The sequence below is a fragment of the Kribbella sp. HUAS MG21 genome (assembly GCF_040254265.1).
Classification (GTDB): domain Bacteria; phylum Actinomycetota; class Actinomycetes; order Propionibacteriales; family Kribbellaceae; genus Kribbella.
The window spans coordinates 1,941,940-1,956,685 of the sequence record NZ_CP158165.1 but is presented as its reverse complement, the minus strand read 5'-3'; the positions used below and the strand labels follow the sequence as shown (position 1 = coordinate 1,956,685).

General features: G+C 68.5%; 15 protein-coding genes. 7 read left to right on the top strand and 8 right to left on the bottom strand.

Features of this window, described 5'->3' with window-relative positions; genetic code table 11:
* Positions 1–87: 87 nt before the first annotated feature.
* The 6 genes from ABN611_RS09300 to ABN611_RS09275 all read left to right on the top strand — a co-directional run bounded on the left by ABN611_RS09300 (position 88) and on the right by ABN611_RS09275 (position 3,581).
* Positions 88–657, top strand: coding sequence for a DUF4244 domain-containing protein (locus ABN611_RS09300; RefSeq protein WP_350279405.1), 570 nt, complete (start codon positions 88–90; stop codon positions 655–657).
* 376 nt (positions 658–1,033) lie between these two features.
* Positions 1,034–1,321, top strand: coding sequence for a hypothetical protein (locus ABN611_RS09295; RefSeq protein ID WP_350279404.1), 288 nt, complete (start codon positions 1,034–1,036; stop codon positions 1,319–1,321).
* A complete protein-coding gene (locus tag ABN611_RS09290; RefSeq protein WP_350279403.1) occupies positions 1,267–1,569 on the top strand; it encodes a TadE family type IV pilus minor pilin in 303 nt (100 codons plus the stop codon). Before ABN611_RS09295 ends, ABN611_RS09290 begins: the two co-directional genes overlap by 55 nt.
* Positions 1,566–2,021, top strand: a complete 456-nt coding sequence (locus ABN611_RS09285) for a flp pilus-assembly TadE/G-like family protein (RefSeq protein WP_350279402.1) — start codon at positions 1,566–1,568, stop codon at positions 2,019–2,021. Before ABN611_RS09290 ends, ABN611_RS09285 begins: the two co-directional genes overlap by 4 nt.
* Before the next feature lie 184 nt (positions 2,022–2,205).
* Positions 2,206–2,826, top strand: coding sequence for a response regulator transcription factor (locus tag ABN611_RS09280; protein WP_350279401.1), 621 nt, complete (start codon positions 2,206–2,208; stop codon positions 2,824–2,826).
* Between the two features lie 302 nt (positions 2,827–3,128).
* Positions 3,129–3,581 (top strand): NYN domain-containing protein, encoded by a 453-nt coding sequence (locus ABN611_RS09275; RefSeq protein ID WP_350279400.1) that lies wholly within the window; start codon positions 3,129–3,131, stop codon positions 3,579–3,581.
* A gap of 397 nt (positions 3,582–3,978) precedes the next feature.
* Here ABN611_RS09275 and ABN611_RS09270 read toward each other — a convergent pair whose 3' ends face one another.
* The 8 genes from ABN611_RS09270 to ABN611_RS09235 form a co-directional block, all read right to left on the bottom strand.
* Positions 3,979–5,226 (bottom strand): CehA/McbA family metallohydrolase, encoded by a 1,248-nt coding sequence (locus ABN611_RS09270; RefSeq protein ID WP_350279399.1) that lies wholly within the window; start codon positions 5,224–5,226, stop codon positions 3,979–3,981.
* A gap of 190 nt (positions 5,227–5,416) precedes the next feature.
* Complete coding sequence (locus ABN611_RS09265) at positions 5,417–6,499, bottom strand: ABC transporter ATP-binding protein (RefSeq protein WP_350279398.1); 1,083 nt, start codon at positions 6,497–6,499, stop codon at positions 5,417–5,419.
* Positions 6,499–7,320: a carbohydrate ABC transporter permease gene (locus ABN611_RS09260; protein ID WP_350279397.1), complete on the bottom strand. Its 822-nt coding sequence runs from the start codon at positions 7,318–7,320 to the stop codon at positions 6,499–6,501. The genes ABN611_RS09265 and ABN611_RS09260 overlap by 1 nt, the downstream gene beginning before the upstream one ends.
* Positions 7,317–8,258: a sugar ABC transporter permease gene (locus ABN611_RS09255; protein WP_350279396.1), complete on the bottom strand. Its 942-nt coding sequence runs from the start codon at positions 8,256–8,258 to the stop codon at positions 7,317–7,319. Before ABN611_RS09255 ends, ABN611_RS09260 begins: the two co-directional genes overlap by 4 nt.
* Complete coding sequence (locus ABN611_RS09250; protein WP_350279395.1) at positions 8,258–9,682, bottom strand: extracellular solute-binding protein; 1,425 nt, start codon at positions 9,680–9,682, stop codon at positions 8,258–8,260. Before ABN611_RS09250 ends, ABN611_RS09255 begins: the two co-directional genes overlap by 1 nt.
* A gap of 479 nt (positions 9,683–10,161) precedes the next feature.
* A complete protein-coding gene (locus ABN611_RS09245; RefSeq protein WP_350279394.1) occupies positions 10,162–10,932 on the bottom strand; it encodes a ricin-type beta-trefoil lectin domain protein in 771 nt (256 codons plus the stop codon).
* Positions 10,933–11,252: 320 nt separating this feature from the next.
* Positions 11,253–11,654 (bottom strand): hypothetical protein, encoded by a 402-nt coding sequence (locus tag ABN611_RS09240; RefSeq protein ID WP_350279393.1) that lies wholly within the window; start codon positions 11,652–11,654, stop codon positions 11,253–11,255.
* A 38-nt stretch (positions 11,655–11,692) separates the two neighbouring features.
* Positions 11,693–14,002 (bottom strand): DEAD/DEAH box helicase, encoded by a 2,310-nt coding sequence (locus tag ABN611_RS09235; protein ID WP_350279392.1) that lies wholly within the window; start codon positions 14,000–14,002, stop codon positions 11,693–11,695.
* Positions 14,003–14,226: 224 nt separating this feature from the next.
* On the opposite strand from ABN611_RS09235, the gene ABN611_RS09230 reads away from it, so the two are divergent.
* Positions 14,227–14,556, top strand: coding sequence for an STAS domain-containing protein (locus ABN611_RS09230; RefSeq protein ID WP_350279391.1), 330 nt, complete (start codon positions 14,227–14,229; stop codon positions 14,554–14,556).
* Positions 14,557–14,746 lie beyond the last annotated feature (190 nt).

The following is a 14,746-nucleotide window of genomic DNA, read 5'->3' as shown; positions in this document are numbered from 1 at the left end:
CCACAGCCCAAGACTCCCCAACCAAATCCCCACCCAACAACGGCACGTTGTAAGCAACCCCGCCAAGCCACCCCGCAGGAGCCCCAAATGCCTCAGCCACCTGCAATCACCAGCACCCACGCCGCCAACCCCCAAACCGCAACGCACCCGAACACCCAGGCCGCAACGCACCCGAACACCCAAGCCGCGGCACACCCGCACACCCAAGCTGCGGCACACCCGCACACCGGATCCGCGGCGCACCCGCACACCGAAGCCACGACGCAACCCACCAACGCCGCCAGCACCCACATCTCCGCCAACGCACGAAAGCACAGCGCGCCCCGCCCCACCGTCGCCGTACCGAACGACCACCACGTGCCGACCCTCGCCCACTACACCCCGCCCACGACGAACCACCGCCACCCCGTCGCCCGCACCGCCCGCCGCGCGCACACCCGCACCATCAATCACCTACGGGCTAGAAGCCTGAACAACCTCCGAAGCCGCACAGAACGCGGCGCCGCAACCGCCGAATACGCCATCACCATCGTCGGCGCCTGCGCAATCGGCGGCGTACTGGTCTCCCTGCTCAAGTCCCCCGCAATGCTCAACGCCCTCAAGTCGATCATCAACGCCGGCCTGAAAATGGCCGGCATCGAAGGCGTCCACCTCTAACCCGCCGAACCCCACCAGCACGCCGAGCCTGGCCACCCCAGCCTAGCTCCGCGCCATCCAACCGTCCCCTGATCCGGCGACCGGTCGGTGCCCCCTCCCCGGCCGGTCGCCACCCTCAAGGAGCTCCGCATGCCTCACCACCCCACGGCAACCGACGCTCCACCACCAACGCCAACCACGACGGACCACAACTCCCGTCCCCGCCCAACCCACACCTACTGGATGAACGATGCCGAGGGCACCGATTGTCCGAGTCGCCGGTTCCAGCTCACCTACACCGAGCAGACGGACAACGTCACTCTCAACGGCCTCCAGGGGACCCCTGACCGATCAGCCCAACCGGCCCTGCCCGACCCCGCCGCTGACCGTGCTGACCGTGCTGACCGTGCTGACCGTGCTGACCGTGCTGACCGTGCTGACCGTGCTGACCGTGCTGACCGTGCTGACCGTGCTGACCGTGCTGACCGTGCTGACCGTGCTGACCGTGCTGACCGCGCTGACCGCGTTGACCGCGATAGCGGAGGTAACAGAAGCAGCGACGGCCGATCGACGTGGACGAGGCGAGGGGAGCGCGGAGCGGTCACAGCCGAGCTGGCGTTGGCGCTTCCGGTGCTGGTTCTGCTGCTGCTATTGGGTATCTGGTCCATCGGCCTCGTCGTCCTGAACATCCGATGCATCGACGCCGCCCGTGACGTAGCTCGCGCAGTAGCCCGCGGCGAACCAGCCGACCAAGCCAAATCGATCGGCCACCGCACGGTCCCGAACGGCACCATCACCATCACCCGAGACGCCTCAGACATCCACGTGACCGTCACCGCCACGCCCACCAACAAACCACCCCTCCTCACCCTCATGACTCCCGCCGAGATCACAGCGACCGCAACCCTCCAAACCGAGCCAGAGACCCCATGACCCGCTCCGAGCGAGGCAGCGCCACACTCCACGTCCTGTTCGCCGCCGTACTCCTCTTCACAGCACTCTTCGCAGCCACGCTGTGGTCGGCGATCTCCACCGCCCGCCACAAAGTCGCAGCCGCCGCCGACCTGACAGCCCTAAGCGCAGCCCAATCCCTCAGCGCCGACCAGTCCGCGAGTGCCGGCCAGTCTGTCGGCGTCGATCAGTACGGCGGCGTTAATCGGTACGGCGGCGTCAATCAGTACGGCGAATCCAACGCCCGGCACACGACGAGCACATCACCAGCGGCACCATGCGCCACCGCAGCCCGCATCGCCGCGCTCCACAAGGTCGACCTCACTGCCTGCACGGTCACTTCCACCGCAGTGACAGTGCAGGTATCGCTCCAGCTCGACCTGAGACTGGCGCAGCCGACGCTCACAGCGACGGCCCGCGCCGGACCGGTCTGAACCCGCATCGTCAACCACTTCGGGTGGCCGGTTCAGGTGGGGTCGCGATCTGGTCGCAATCTGATAGAGATGCCGCGTTGATGTGGACGACGCGCGGCAGCCCGCTCCATCATCGGGAACCGAGTACAGCTCATCTTCCCGGACGTACTTCCCCGGCGCCCGGACGGTAACCTCGGAGGCTCGCTTGCCCGACCGGATCCGGCTGCTGCTGGTCGACGACCAGATCCTCAGCCGCGGCTTGCTTCGCAGCGGTCTGGAGCGGGAGCGCGATCTGGAGATCGTTGCCGAGCTCAACCGTTCTGACGACGTCGTCGGCGCGGCGAAGCGGCATCGCGCGAACGTCGCCCTGCTCGACGCGGCCGGTCCGGGGAACGACAGCATCACGGTCACCACCAAGCTGCGTACGTCGATGCCGGAGTGCCGTGTCGTCATGCTCACGACGTACGGCCGCCCGGTGCACCTGCGTCGCGGGCTCGACGCAGGCGCGAAGGGTTTCGCGCTGAAAGGTAGTCCCGCACCGCAGTTGGCCGACGCGGTACGGCGGGTGCACCTCGGACTCCGAGTCGTCGACGCGAACCTCGCGGCGGAGAACCTGAAGTACTCCGAGACGCCGCTCAGCGCCGACGAAACCGACACGCTCCGCGCCGCACGCGACGGCGGCACAGTCGCGCTCATGGCGCAGAAACTCGACGTCTCCGAGCGCGTAGTACGCACTCGGCTCTGGTCAGCCATCGGCAAGACCGGCGCCCACACCCGCTCCGACGCAATCCAGATCGCCGAGAGGAACGGCTGGCTCCTCGACTAAGCCCGACGGACATCGCGGTGACTCGGCAACCCGCGAGGTCGAGTTCGACGACGGCGAGCAGGCCGAGGCGGTACGACGCTGCGGGCGGTGCGCTCTGGAAGGCAGTCGCGGCCAGCAGGATGGGCTTGCGTCTGGTTGGGGACCTGGCCGCGGATACCTACGCCTGGCTCCGGGGTACTGCGACAGGCTAGCGACAGGCTCGCGATGGTCGCGCGGTGATGAGCATGGAGGCGAGCGCCTGCGTGCCGCACGTCCCTCGCCGCAGGGGTGCGCGGTGGGGTTGGCGCTGAACAGGGGAGTTGGTGAAGGGGCAGACTGGGATGGTGGACGGCGGGCGGAGTCAGGTGGTTGTGGTTGATGCGGCGAACGTGGTCGGGTCGCGGCCGGATGGGTGGTGGCGGGATCGGGTCGGCGCTGCGCGAAGGTTGCTTGTTCGGATCGCTGCGTTGCAGGAACGGTTGACTGACTCGGATGTGATCGTGGTGCTTGAAGGCGCGGCTTGCCGGGCCGTGTCGGGGGACGATGCGCCTGATACCGGTCGTGTTCGGGTGGTGCTGGCGCCGGGTTCAGGTGACGACACGATCGTGAACGTGACAGCTGAAGTCGTTGCCCAGTCGCATCATCCTGCGGTCACGGTCGTCACCGCAGACCGCGGCCTTCGCCAGCGAGTAGAACCCACCGGAGCCAAGACGACAGGCCCCGGCTGGCTCCTAGACCAACTGGATGCCATCCCGCCCCAGCCTCCAACCAGCTGAGAACATCGACCACTTGTGACGGGCTGTGCCTCTGGCGCTAAATGAGTACGCCGTACTGGTGGCGTCGTGCGTCTGTGCTTCCGGCGCTGTGAGTGCGCCGTACCGTCGGCGGTCGTGGCGCCGTACCTGGTCGCCGTGTTCGGGTCGCTGGCTCAGGCGGTTGCCGTCGGGCCGGGGGACGGTTGGAGAGTTCCTCGTGGGCCCGTTCACGCGGCCGGCGTCGTACGTCGGCTGATGGGCGGACGTTGTGCGGCGGCTGCGTGCGCTGCGCCAGCTGATGCGTACGGCGGGTGCTGTCCTGAGCGATTCGTGCGGCGGGTGCCGTGCTGGCCGAATCGTGCGGCAGGTCTTGTGTTGGCTGATGCGTTGGCGGAGGGCTGGTGTGGGGTGGGTGGAGTTAGGTGCAGGTGGAGAGGAGTTTGCCGGTGTGGGTTATTAGGAGGTGGGGGCCGGGGGTGGCGGGGAGGTGGGTTTTGGGGGTGCGGATGGGGTGGCGGGTGCCGTCGGGGGTGATGACGAGGGTGTTGGGGGCGTCCAGGGCTATTAGTTCGTCGTCGGCTCGGATCAGGACGGGGGCGGTGTAGGACCAGGAGAGGGCGGTTCGGCCGGCGGTGAGGGCTTCTAGGGTGGCCGTGGGGAGTTCGTCGGGGCCTTCGGCGGTGGCGTCTACGGCGATCCAGGTGGTGGGGCTGCCGGGTGGCATGAAGGATGTTGGGTTGTGCCAGTCACTGCCGCCGATGGGGGTGGTGTTTTCCAGGCCCCAGGCCTGCCACCAGGCGATGGGGCCGCCCCAGGTGTGGTCGAGCCAGGAGGAGTGCCAGATTTCGGCGAGAGGAGGGTGTTCGGGGAGCGGGTGGCGCCAGGAGCAGTCGCCGCCCAGGGGGTGGTTGATCGAGAGGAGGCCGCCGCGGCTCGCGACTTCGGAGACCCAGGTGGCGGCCGGGCGGCGGAAGTCGATCGCGCCGATCTCGCCGAACGCGTTGGCGTGGCCGGTGTCGGTGGTGACCTCCTGGCCGGGGATGAGGCCGATGCCGAAGCGTTTGCCCAGGGTGGGGAGTTCGGCATGGTGGGCGACGGTGTTGTGGTCGGTGACGGCCAGTACGTCGAGGCCGGCGGAGACGCCGAGGGCGGCGAGGTTGGCGACCGGGGTGGAGCCGTCGGAGTGCAGCGAGTGCGCGTGGAAGTCGCCGGCGATCCACTTCAGTCCCGAGGAGGCGGGGAGGGTACGGCGGGGTGGTCGCGGCGGTACGGCGATTGCGGCGGTGGCGTCGGCGTACTCGGTCAGGCCGGGGATCGTGGTGACCGGGCCGGTGACTGCTTCGACGAGGAGTTCGACGCCTTCGACTGGTAGTCGGTGGAGGCCGAGGACTATCCACCAGGTGCCGGCTTCGAGTTCGCCGGGGAGGTAGCCGGGGGTGGCGGCGTCGGGGGTGATCGCGAACGTACGGCGCGCGCCGCCGGACCACCCGCGCCAGCCCGACGCACCCTCGCAGCCGATGTCGATGACGGCGCCCTCGACAGGTGGGACGGTGAGGGTGACGAGCAGACCGGGGCAGTCGGCTGGGATGTCGACGGGGAGCGAGTGCCAGACCGATTCGGCACGGTCGTCGAGGGTCCAGCGCCGACGGTACGACGTGACGGCCATCAGGTGAGCTCCCAGATGTCGGGGGTGCAGGTCTTCCAGTACTTCGCGTTCGAGCGGAGGTCGCGCGGTGCTTTGGGCGCCGGGATGGCGGGGGCCGTGCGGGGGTGTGGGTGGTGTGGTGCGGGAAGTCCGGCGTTGAGGGGTGGGTAGGCGACGGGATGGGGTGATGCGGGTTGGATGCCTGGGTGGGTTAGGGGGTGGGGAGGAGTTCGCCGGTGGATTGGTTGTAGAGGAGGACTCGGGGGGTGGGGGCCGTGAGGGTTACGGGGGTGCCTGGGGTGGGTTCGGATTCTTCGGGGACGGTTACGCCTACGAGGGTGCCGGCGCAGTCGACGGTGACCAGGGACTGGGTGCCGAGGTTCTCGGCTACTACCACCTCGCCGTGGAGGGCCGGGCCGGGAGTGTCGGTGGTGGTGAGGGTCAGGTACTCGGGGCGGATGCCGACCGTGACCTCTGCCTCGCCGCCGGCCGATGATGTTGCGGCGGGCAACGAGCCGCCGGCGACCGAGACGACGCCGTCCGCGGCCGCGGTGATCTTGCCGGGCAGGAGGTTCATCGGCGTCGACCCGATGAAGTTGGCCACGAAGGTGTTCGCCGGACGGGCGAACACCTCCCGCGGCGACCCTAGTTGGCGCAGTTTGCCCGAGTCCATGACGGCGATCCGGTCGGCGAGGGCGAGTGCCTCGGCCTGGTCGTGGGTGACGAAGACTGTCGTGATCCCGAGGTCCCGCTGCAGCTTCTTCAGGAAGGTACGAGCCTCCAGCCGGAGCCGCGCATCGAGGTTCGACAGCGGCTCGTCGAGCAGCAGGACCTTTCCCTCGGAGGCGATAGCACGCGCCAACGCGACCCGCTGCTGCTGGCCGCCCGACAACTGCCCGGGCTTGCGCTCCAGCAACCCCTGCAAGGACAACTCCCCCGCGGTGCGCTCAGCCACAGAAGTACGAGTAGCCGCAGCGACCCGACGTACCTTCAACGGATACGTGATGTTCTCGGAGACGCTCATGTGCGGGAAGAGCGCGTAGTCCTGGAACACCATCGCCACGCCGCGCTTGCCAGGCTCGGTCCGAGTCACGTCCACGCCGTCGATCCGGACGGCGCCCTCGGTCGCGGACTCCAGGCCCGCGATTGTCCGGAGCAGGGTCGTCTTGCCGCAGCCCGACGGGCCGAGCAGGGCGAAGAACTCGCCGTCGGCCACGTGCAGGTCCAGCCCGTCGACGGCGCGGACGCCGTTCGGGTAGACGGTTGCGAGGCCTTCGATGTCGATGCCCGCCATCAGCTCTTGATCCCTCCGTGGAAGCGGAACCCGTACCGCGAGTTCACCAGCAGGTACAGCACGACGACCGGGATCGAGAACAGCAGCGAGAACACCGGCAGCACCTGCAGGTTCACGCTGCCGCCTTCGTCGGTGAGGGTCTGCATCAGCACCGCACCGGGCTGCTTGTCGATCGACCGGATGAGCAGGAAGGGCACCAGGAAGTTGCCCCAGGAGTTGACGAACGCCCAGACCATGATGGTCGCGAGTCCGGGCCGGGCGACCGGGAGTACGACGTCCCGCAGGATCTGGCCGGTCGACGCACCGAAGACGCGGGCCGACTCCTCGTACGACTTCGGCACCGCGTCGACGAAGTCCTTCAGGATGAAGATCGCCGCCGGCAACAACCCGCCGGTCATCACCAGCGCGACACCGAACCGCGAGTCGATCAGCCCGAGCTGGAACATCATCACGAAGATCGGCACCATCGCCGCCGTACCGGTCACCACCGACGACAGCAGCAACAACCCGTAGAGCAACGCGTCACGACCAGGAATCCGCACCCGCGACAACGCATAGGAAGCCAGCGCCGCAAACGCAGTAACCGCGACAGCAGTCGTCACACAGATCAGCAACGAGTTGACCATCGAGTGCATCGCATACGGGTGGTCCAGCGTTTTCCGGAAGTTCTCCAGCGTCCAGTCCGGCCAGTGCACGCCCAACCCCGGCGAGGAGTCGAACGGCGCCGAAGCGATCCACAGCATCGGTACGGCGAAGAACAGCGTGATCGCGCAGATCAGCACGTAGAAGCCGATCCGGCGCACCACGTAAGCCCCAGTCATGAGCGCCTCCGCAACAGCCGCAGGTAGACCAGCGACACCAGCAGGTTCGCGATCAGCAGCAGGAACGAGATCGCCGACGAGTACCCGAGCTCACCGCCCTGCAGCGCCACGTTGTAGATGTAGACCGGCACGGTCTCCGACTCGTGGTTCGGCCCGCCCTTGGTGAGCAGGAACGGCGAGAAGTCGTTCGCCGTCCACAGCGAGATGAGCAGCGTGTTGGTCAGCACGTGGCCGCGGATGTGCGGGAACACCACGTCCCGCAGCGTCTGCCACCCCGACGCCCCGACCATCCGCGCCGACTCGAGCTGCGACGGCGGTACGGCCTGCAGCGCCGACGAGTAGAGCATCATCGAGAACGCCGTACCGCGCCACGTGTTGAAGACGACCAGACACGCCATCGGGTAGTCGATCAGCCACGCGGTCCCCGGCGTACCCAGCAGGGCGTTCAAGGTGCCGCCGTCGCGGTCGTAGAACGCGACCCACAAGTACGCGACGACGGTCCCCGGCAGGATCCACGCGAGCAGTACGACGGCCTCGACGGTGCGCCGTACGACGGGACGCGTCCGGCGCATCACCCACGCGAGCGTGAACCCGAGGACGTTCTGCCCGATGATCGCCGACCCGAGCACGAACAGCAGCGTCAGCCACAACGCGTTGTGGAACAGCGCGTCGTTCAGCGCCGCGGTGTAGTTCGCCAGCCCGACGACCGACGGGGACACCGCCTCGACGCCGGTCAGCCGGTAGTTCGTGATGCCGATGTAGATCGTCCAGAGCGCCGGGAAGATCAGAAACGCGCCGATCAGCAGCAGCGCCGGCGCGACGAACCCGAGGGCCCGGCCGACGCCGAGGCCCGCGACGTCGCGCGCGGGGCCCCGGCCGGCCGGTCCTCGTCCCGGCGCCGGTTCGGCCGGCACCGGAGGTGCGGAGGCTGCGGTCATCAGTTGCTGTTGACCTTGTCCTTGCCGCCGGCCGCCGTCTCGACGGCCTTCTCGTACGCCGTCGCGGCCGCCTCGGTGCCCTTGCCGCCGACGACGTCCGCGGTCGCCTGCTGCAGCGCGGCCGAGACCTTCGGGTACTCCGCCCGGCCCGGGCGGTACTGCGTGATCGGCAGCACCTTCTCCGCGACGAAGCTCAGCATCGGGTCGCTCTTCAGTACTTCGCTGTTGACGTCCGACCGCTGCGTGATCTTCGCAGCGCCGGCCAGCGACTCCTTCACCATCTCGGCGGAGTTCATGAACTGCAGGAACTCCCAGGCCTGCTGCGGGTACTTCGTGTTCGGGTTGATCACGGTCGCGCCGCCGCCCGACATCGAGACGAAGTCCTGGCCCTTCACGCCGGCGCCGGGCTGCCGCGCCGGGATCAGCGCCCAGCCGACCGCCGTGTCCCGGTCGGCCATCTTCGCGACGCCTTCCTTGGGCTCGACGACGCTGCGCCAGAAGTAGTCGCTCTCCAGCAGGATGCCGATCTTGTTCGCGGCGAACTCGGCGAACGACTTGTCCCGGCCCTTCGCCTCGCGCTGCAGCACCGGGTCGCCGAGGCCGGTCGTGTAGACCTGGTTGTAGAAGTCGAGCACCTGGCGCAGCTGCGGGGTGTCGCCCAGCCACTTGCCGTCGGAGTTCACGGTCGCGCCGGTGCCGACGAGCAGCGGCAGCACGCCCTGCATCGTGGTCGCCTCACCCATCGCGGTGCCGGCGTTGATCTGGATCGGGGTCACGCCGGACAGCTTCTTCAGCGCCTGACCTGCGGAGATGATGTCGTCCCAGGACTTCGGCTGCCAGTCCGCGGGCAGCCCGGCCTGCTGGAACAGCTTCTTGTTGAAGTACAGGACGCGGCCGTCGGTGCCGCCCGGGACGCCGTACCGCTCGCCGTTGTAGCTGCCGAGTGCCTGGACGGCTTCGGGGATCTGCTTCCAGCCGTCCCAGTCGTCCACCTTCGCGGCCTCGCCGACGGTCTCGGTGAGCGGCTTGATGTAGTTGGCCTGGGCGAACTCGCCGACCCAGATGCCGTCGATCTGGAACAGGTCCGGACCGGCCTTGTTCGACAGGTCCAGCGACAGCTTCTGCTTGTAGACCTCGTCGTCGGAGCCGTCGCCCTGGAACTTGACCGTGACGTCGACGCCCTTGCCCTTCTGCTCGGCCACGAACTTCGGGATCAGGACGTCGGAGACGAAGGTGGCGCCGGCGCTGCTCTTCCCGCCCTTGACCGAGTTCGAGCCGAAGGTCAGCTCGACCTTCTTGGCGTCGGCGTTCCGGTTCGTGTCCTGTCCGCCGCCGGAGTCGGACGAGCCGAGGCATCCGGTGAGCAGGGCGAGGGCCGCGGCGCCGAGGACGCCGGCGGTGGTCAACCGCGAGAGTGATCGCATCGGGAGCTCCAGGTGGTCCGGCGACAGTGCCGGTCAAACATTGGCACTCTCGGACGACTATGTGAAGACTTTTTCCCAACCCGGAGTGAACGGGCCGTAAGCAACCAACCGCTCGCTGTCAAGCCAGGATCCCGTGGCAACCGTTGCGGAAGAGTTAAAGGATGCTCAAGGTTCCGTAGCAAGCAGTAGCGGACTAGATACAGATCGTGAGACCCGGAGCTACTGTCTTGCCGACCGCTTCAGTGGATCGGAGGTGAACGCCATGGACCTGCTGCACGGAGTTGGTTGCCTTCTCGACAGCCTGCTTCATCACTGCCATCACTGGTGCTGGTGGTAACCGGCCGGTGACCACCCAGGGCTCCCGCTGACGCGCAAGCAGCGGGCATCCCGGAAAGGTCAGAGAAGAGAAACGGCCGGCCCCGACGATGTCGGGGCCGGCCGTCCTCTCGTTGGCTCGGGGGCCTTGAGTCCTCCTCCGTTCAGCTCTGGGCCAGCTGCATCATCTGCTTCGGCAGGACCGTCATCTGCGCCGGGACCGGGACCTGTGGCCTGATCAGCGACAGCAGACTGGCCGCCGCGCCCGCGATCGGCAGGGGCAGCGCCAGGCCCAGCGATGCCAGCAGCGCGTTCACCAGTGCCAGCACCGCACCCAGGATGTCCAGGCTCGGGACCGGGAGACCGCTCCAGCCCTGGACCGGCGTACCGGCTGTGCTCATGCTGCCGGTCGGTTGCGCCTGCTTGGCCTTCCCCTTGCCAAGCAGCGACGTCAGGGCGAGGCCGCTGGCCGCGTTCACGAACGTGCCGCTGTCCTCGTCGTAGTTCCACTTCTGCCCGTCGCCGCTACGGCACGGCAGCACCAGCAGTGGCGCGGAGGCCGGCACCTTGGCCAGGTCAGCACCGCTGTCCAGGCAGGCACCGGTCGTGGCAAGGGCGCCACCGACGCTCTTGCTCATCGCGACCTGCAGCTGGCCGGCCTCGGTGTAGATCCACTCCTGGGTCTTGCCCTCCTTGCCGGGGGCGCACGCCATCATGACCGCCATCGGGACCTTCTCGGCCGCGACGAACGTCAGGCAGTAGCGGGTGTCGGCGCGGGTGGCGATCTGTTGTGCCACGCCGACCGTGACGCCGGGCGCCGCCGCGGAACGGCTGGGCTCCGGGTTCGCGGCCTGCGCCGGAATCGCGGTGGCGATCGCGACGCTGACCGCGAGCACCACCACTCCGGTGCGGCTGAACAGCTTTCGGATGATCAAGACAACCTCCAGAGGTCGTGCGATCTCACGGCGTCAGGTCGTCGGGACCCCGTGGCGCGAGCCGGTCCGCCGGCAGTGACTCAGCGCGACGTTGACGCCACAACAAGTAATGCACAGGACGGACCGCGGAGGTTATGCCGATCTCGCGAAACTTGATGCCATTGGCAACTAACTGCCAGGGCTGCGTCGTTGCGCAGGGCATCGAAACCGACTCGCCGGGTCGCCGTGCGACCGCTGTGCGGAGGCTGTGAGGATTCTGAGATCTTACAGCAACGCGAGCGATTCCGGGAGTTTCTCGATGCCCTGGGCAACGGTGTTGGTCAGTGCGGCTGGTGGGTCTCCGACGGATTGTCGGTACGGCGTTCGCCGAGCGCCGGCCGCTCCTCGGGCCGGGTCTCGTCGGGCAGCGCAGCCCCAGGCCGGGTCTGAGTCTCGTCGCGGTCCGTGGCGACCTCCGGGGTCTCCTCACCCTCCGTGACCTTGGCGCGCAGTTCGCGCATCTCCTTGCGTCGCCGCAGCCCGCGGCCGAGGCCCTTCTTCAGCAGCCAGAGACCGGCCACCAGCGCGGCACCGGTGATCGCGCCGAGGAAGTACACCGTCGGCACCGAGACACCGAAGTCGACGCCGAAGAACTCGAGCGTGGTGGATGCGGACGATGACACCGAGACGCCCAGTCCGAACAACACGGCCAGGACGATGAGGACGATTCCGAGAACGGCCATGACGACCTGCCTCTCTGCCGGCGACCGGCGCCGGCCCTTCAGGCCTCACTACTCAGGAGTGCGGAGAGCAGCGCCACCGCGCCGCTCTTGTCGAGTGGGTTGTTCTGGTTCCCACACTTGGGCGACTGTACGCACGACGGGCATCCATCCGTGCATTCACAGTGTGCAATCGCCTCGCGTGTCGCGGTCAACCACTCGCGCGCGGCGGCGTAGCCGTGTTCGGCGAAGCCGGCACCGCCCGGGTGGCCGTCGTACACGAAGACGGTCAGGCGACCGGTGTCCGCGTGCCGGGCCGTCGAAACGCCGCCGATGTCCCACCGGTCGCAGGTGGCGAACAGCGGCAGCAGTCCGATCGACGCGTGCTCGGCGGCGTGCGCGGCGCCCGGTACGTCGGCCAGCCCGAGTCCCTCGACGACGGAGTCGGGCACCGTCCACCAGACCGCCTTCGTCCGCAGGGTCCGCTCCGGCAGGTCCAGCGGCTGCTCGTCGAGCACGTCGCCCGTCGCGATCAGCTTGCGCTGGTACGAGATCACCTGGCTGGTCACCTGGACCCAGCCGCGCGACAGCTCCGCCGTACCCCAGCTGCACGTCTCCTCGGTGGCGAGGATGCTGATCTCGGTCACGTCCCGGGCGAACGTCGTGTAGTCCGGCGACGCCTGCTCGACGACCGCGGCGTGCTCCTCGAGGTCCAGGGACCGCACCAGGTAGGACTCGCCGGCGTGCACGTACACCGCGCCCTCGTGTACCGAGGAGTGCGCGGAGCCGCCGTCGACCGTGCCGAGCAGGCGACCGGTCCGGTCCTCCACGATCTGCACCGTCTTCCCGCCCGCCGAGCGGATGTCGATCGCGTCGACGGCCCGCTCCCGGCGCGTCCAGAACCACCCGTGCGGCCGCTCGCGCAGCGCACCCTGACGCACCAGCTGGGCGATCACCTGTGGCGTCGTACCGCCGAAGATCTCGTAGTCGTCCGTCGTCAGCGGCAGCTCCTGCGCCGCCGCGCACAGTTGCGGGCCGAGGACGTAGGGGTTCTCCGGGTTGAACACCGTCGCCTCGACAGGCCGCCCGAAGATCGCCGCCGGATGCCGCACCAGGTAGGTGTCCAGCGGGTCGTCCCTGGCGATCAGCAACGCCAGCGCGTCGCCACCCGCCCGGCCGGCACGTCCGGCCTGCTGCCAGAGCGAGGCGCGCGTGCCGGGCCAGCCGGAGAGCAGTACTGCGTCCAGCCCGGCGATGTCGATGCCCAACTCGAGGGCGTTCGTAGCCGCCACGCCAGTGAGCTCACCGCTCTGCAGCATGCCCTCGAGCCGCCGGCGCTCCTCCGGCAGGTAGCCGGCGCGGTAGGCCGACACCTGGTCGATCAGCGTCGGGTCGACCTCGGCCAGGTTCTCCCGGGCGGTCATCGCCACCGTCTCGGCCCCGCGGCGCGAGCGGACGAAGGCGACAGTGCGGACACCTGTGACGACCAGGTCGGTGAGAAGGTCCGCCACCTCGGCCGTGGCGGACCGGCGTACCGGCGCGCCGTTCTCGCCGCGCAGGGCGGTGAGGGGCGGCTCCCACAGGCCGAAAGCGACACCGCCGCGCGGAGAGCCGTCGTCGGTGACCTCCTCCATCGGCAGCCCGGTCAGCCGTTCGCCGGACAGCGCCGGCTCGGCCACGGTCGCCGAGGCGCACACGAAGATCGGATGCGCCCCGTACTGCGCGCAGATCCGCCGCAGGCGCCGCAGTACGCCGGCCACGTGCGCACCGAACACGCCCCGGTAGTGGTGGCACTCGTCGACCACGACGTACTGCAGGCAGCCCAGGAAGCGCGCCCAGCGCTGGTGGTTCGGCAGCACCGACCGGTGCAGCATGTCCGGGTTGCTGAGCACGTACGTCGCGTGGTCCCGCGCCCAGTCCCGCTCGGTCCGCTCCGAGTCCCCGTCCAGCGTCGTCGCGCGCAGCCCGGGCACGGTGTACGACGTGACGGCCCGGAGCTGGTCGTGCGCCAGAGCCTTCGTCGGCGACAGGTACAGCACGGAGGCGGTCCGGCGGTGCGGCGACGCGGCCTGCGCGATGCTCAACGTGGCGAAGGCCGGCAGCAGATACCCGAGCGACTTGCCCGAGGCCGTGCCGGTCGCGACCACCACATGCTTCCCGCCGTATGCCGCCTCGGCGGTCGCGATCTGGTGGGTCCAGGGTGCGGTGATCCCGGCGTCGCGGAGCTGGTCGAGGACCTCCGACGGCACCCACCGTGGCCAATCACACGTTTTCCCGAGCCGCGGCGGGACCGCTTCGACGTGCGTCAGCCGCTCGTCACGACCGGCGGCCAGGCGTTTCAGGACAGCCTCCGCCTCACCACCTGCACGCATGCCGCGAGCCTATGCCTTGGCACGGACAGCCCAGCGCCGAGATGCACGAGGCGGCTGCACGGTCGGATGCACACGGCTTTTTCCGGAGGGGAATCGACTTCCCCGGGCCGAGATGAAAGAGTTTTCGGCAACGGGTCTACTCACGGTCCGTACATGGTTGAATGCAGCAGTTCACGAGCGCATGCGAGTGAACCATCGGGCAGAGCACGGGATCGGAGGCCGAAGTGGATCTGTCGCTGACCGCGCGCGCCGAGGGCGGGCGGACCGTCATCGAGGTCGCGGGGGAGATCGACGTCTACACCGCACCGAAGCTCCGCGAGAAGATCGCCGCGCTCGTCGACGAAGGGGTCTACGACCTGGTCGTCGACCTGGAACGCGTGGAGTTCCTGGACTCCACCGGCCTCGGCGTCCTCGTCGGCGGACTGAAACGGGTGCGCACCCACGACGGATCCCTGTCCCTGGTCTGCACCCAGGAACGGCTGCTGAAGATCTTCCGGATCACCGGCCTGACCAAGGTCTTCGACATCCACCCGGACGTGGCCTCGGCCATCTAGGCGCCAAGCAGACAAGCGAAAACGTAGCCCCGTCACTACGTTGGGTCACCGTCCCGCCCAGGTTCCGGCGTGGGACTTGCCGTCCCGGTCGGGTATGGCGTAGACCACCCTGTCGTCAGGTCTGGTCGGGAACCCGTTAGAGTAACCCACCGCGCCAGTCCCCTGGCGCTGTGTCGTATTTCCCCAACCC

Bases quoted from the DNA above. Each gene is read 5' to 3' on its own strand.
- ABN611_RS09300 (WP_350279405.1), top strand. From the start codon at position 88: ATGCCTCAGCCACCTGCAATCACCAGCACCCACGCCGCCAACCCCCAA.
- ABN611_RS09285 (WP_350279402.1), top strand. From the start codon at position 1,566: ATGACCCGCTCCGAGCGAGGCAGCGCCACACTCCACGTCCTGTTCGCC.
- ABN611_RS09270 (WP_350279399.1), bottom strand. From the start codon at position 5,226: ATGGCCGTCACGTCGTACCGTCGGCGCTGGACCCTCGACGACCGTGCC.
- ABN611_RS09265 (WP_350279398.1), bottom strand. From the start codon at position 6,499: ATGGCGGGCATCGACATCGAAGGCCTCGCAACCGTCTACCCGAACGGC.
- ABN611_RS09260 (WP_350279397.1), bottom strand. From the start codon at position 7,320: ATGACTGGGGCTTACGTGGTGCGCCGGATCGGCTTCTACGTGCTGATC.
- ABN611_RS09255 (WP_350279396.1), bottom strand. From the start codon at position 8,258: ATGACCGCAGCCTCCGCACCTCCGGTGCCGGCCGAACCGGCGCCGGGA.
- ABN611_RS09250 (WP_350279395.1), bottom strand. From the start codon at position 9,682: ATGCGATCACTCTCGCGGTTGACCACCGCCGGCGTCCTCGGCGCCGCG.
- ABN611_RS09240 (WP_350279393.1), bottom strand. From the start codon at position 11,654: ATGGCCGTTCTCGGAATCGTCCTCATCGTCCTGGCCGTGTTGTTCGGA.
- ABN611_RS09235 (WP_350279392.1), bottom strand. From the start codon at position 14,002: ATGCGTGCAGGTGGTGAGGCGGAGGCTGTCCTGAAACGCCTGGCCGCC.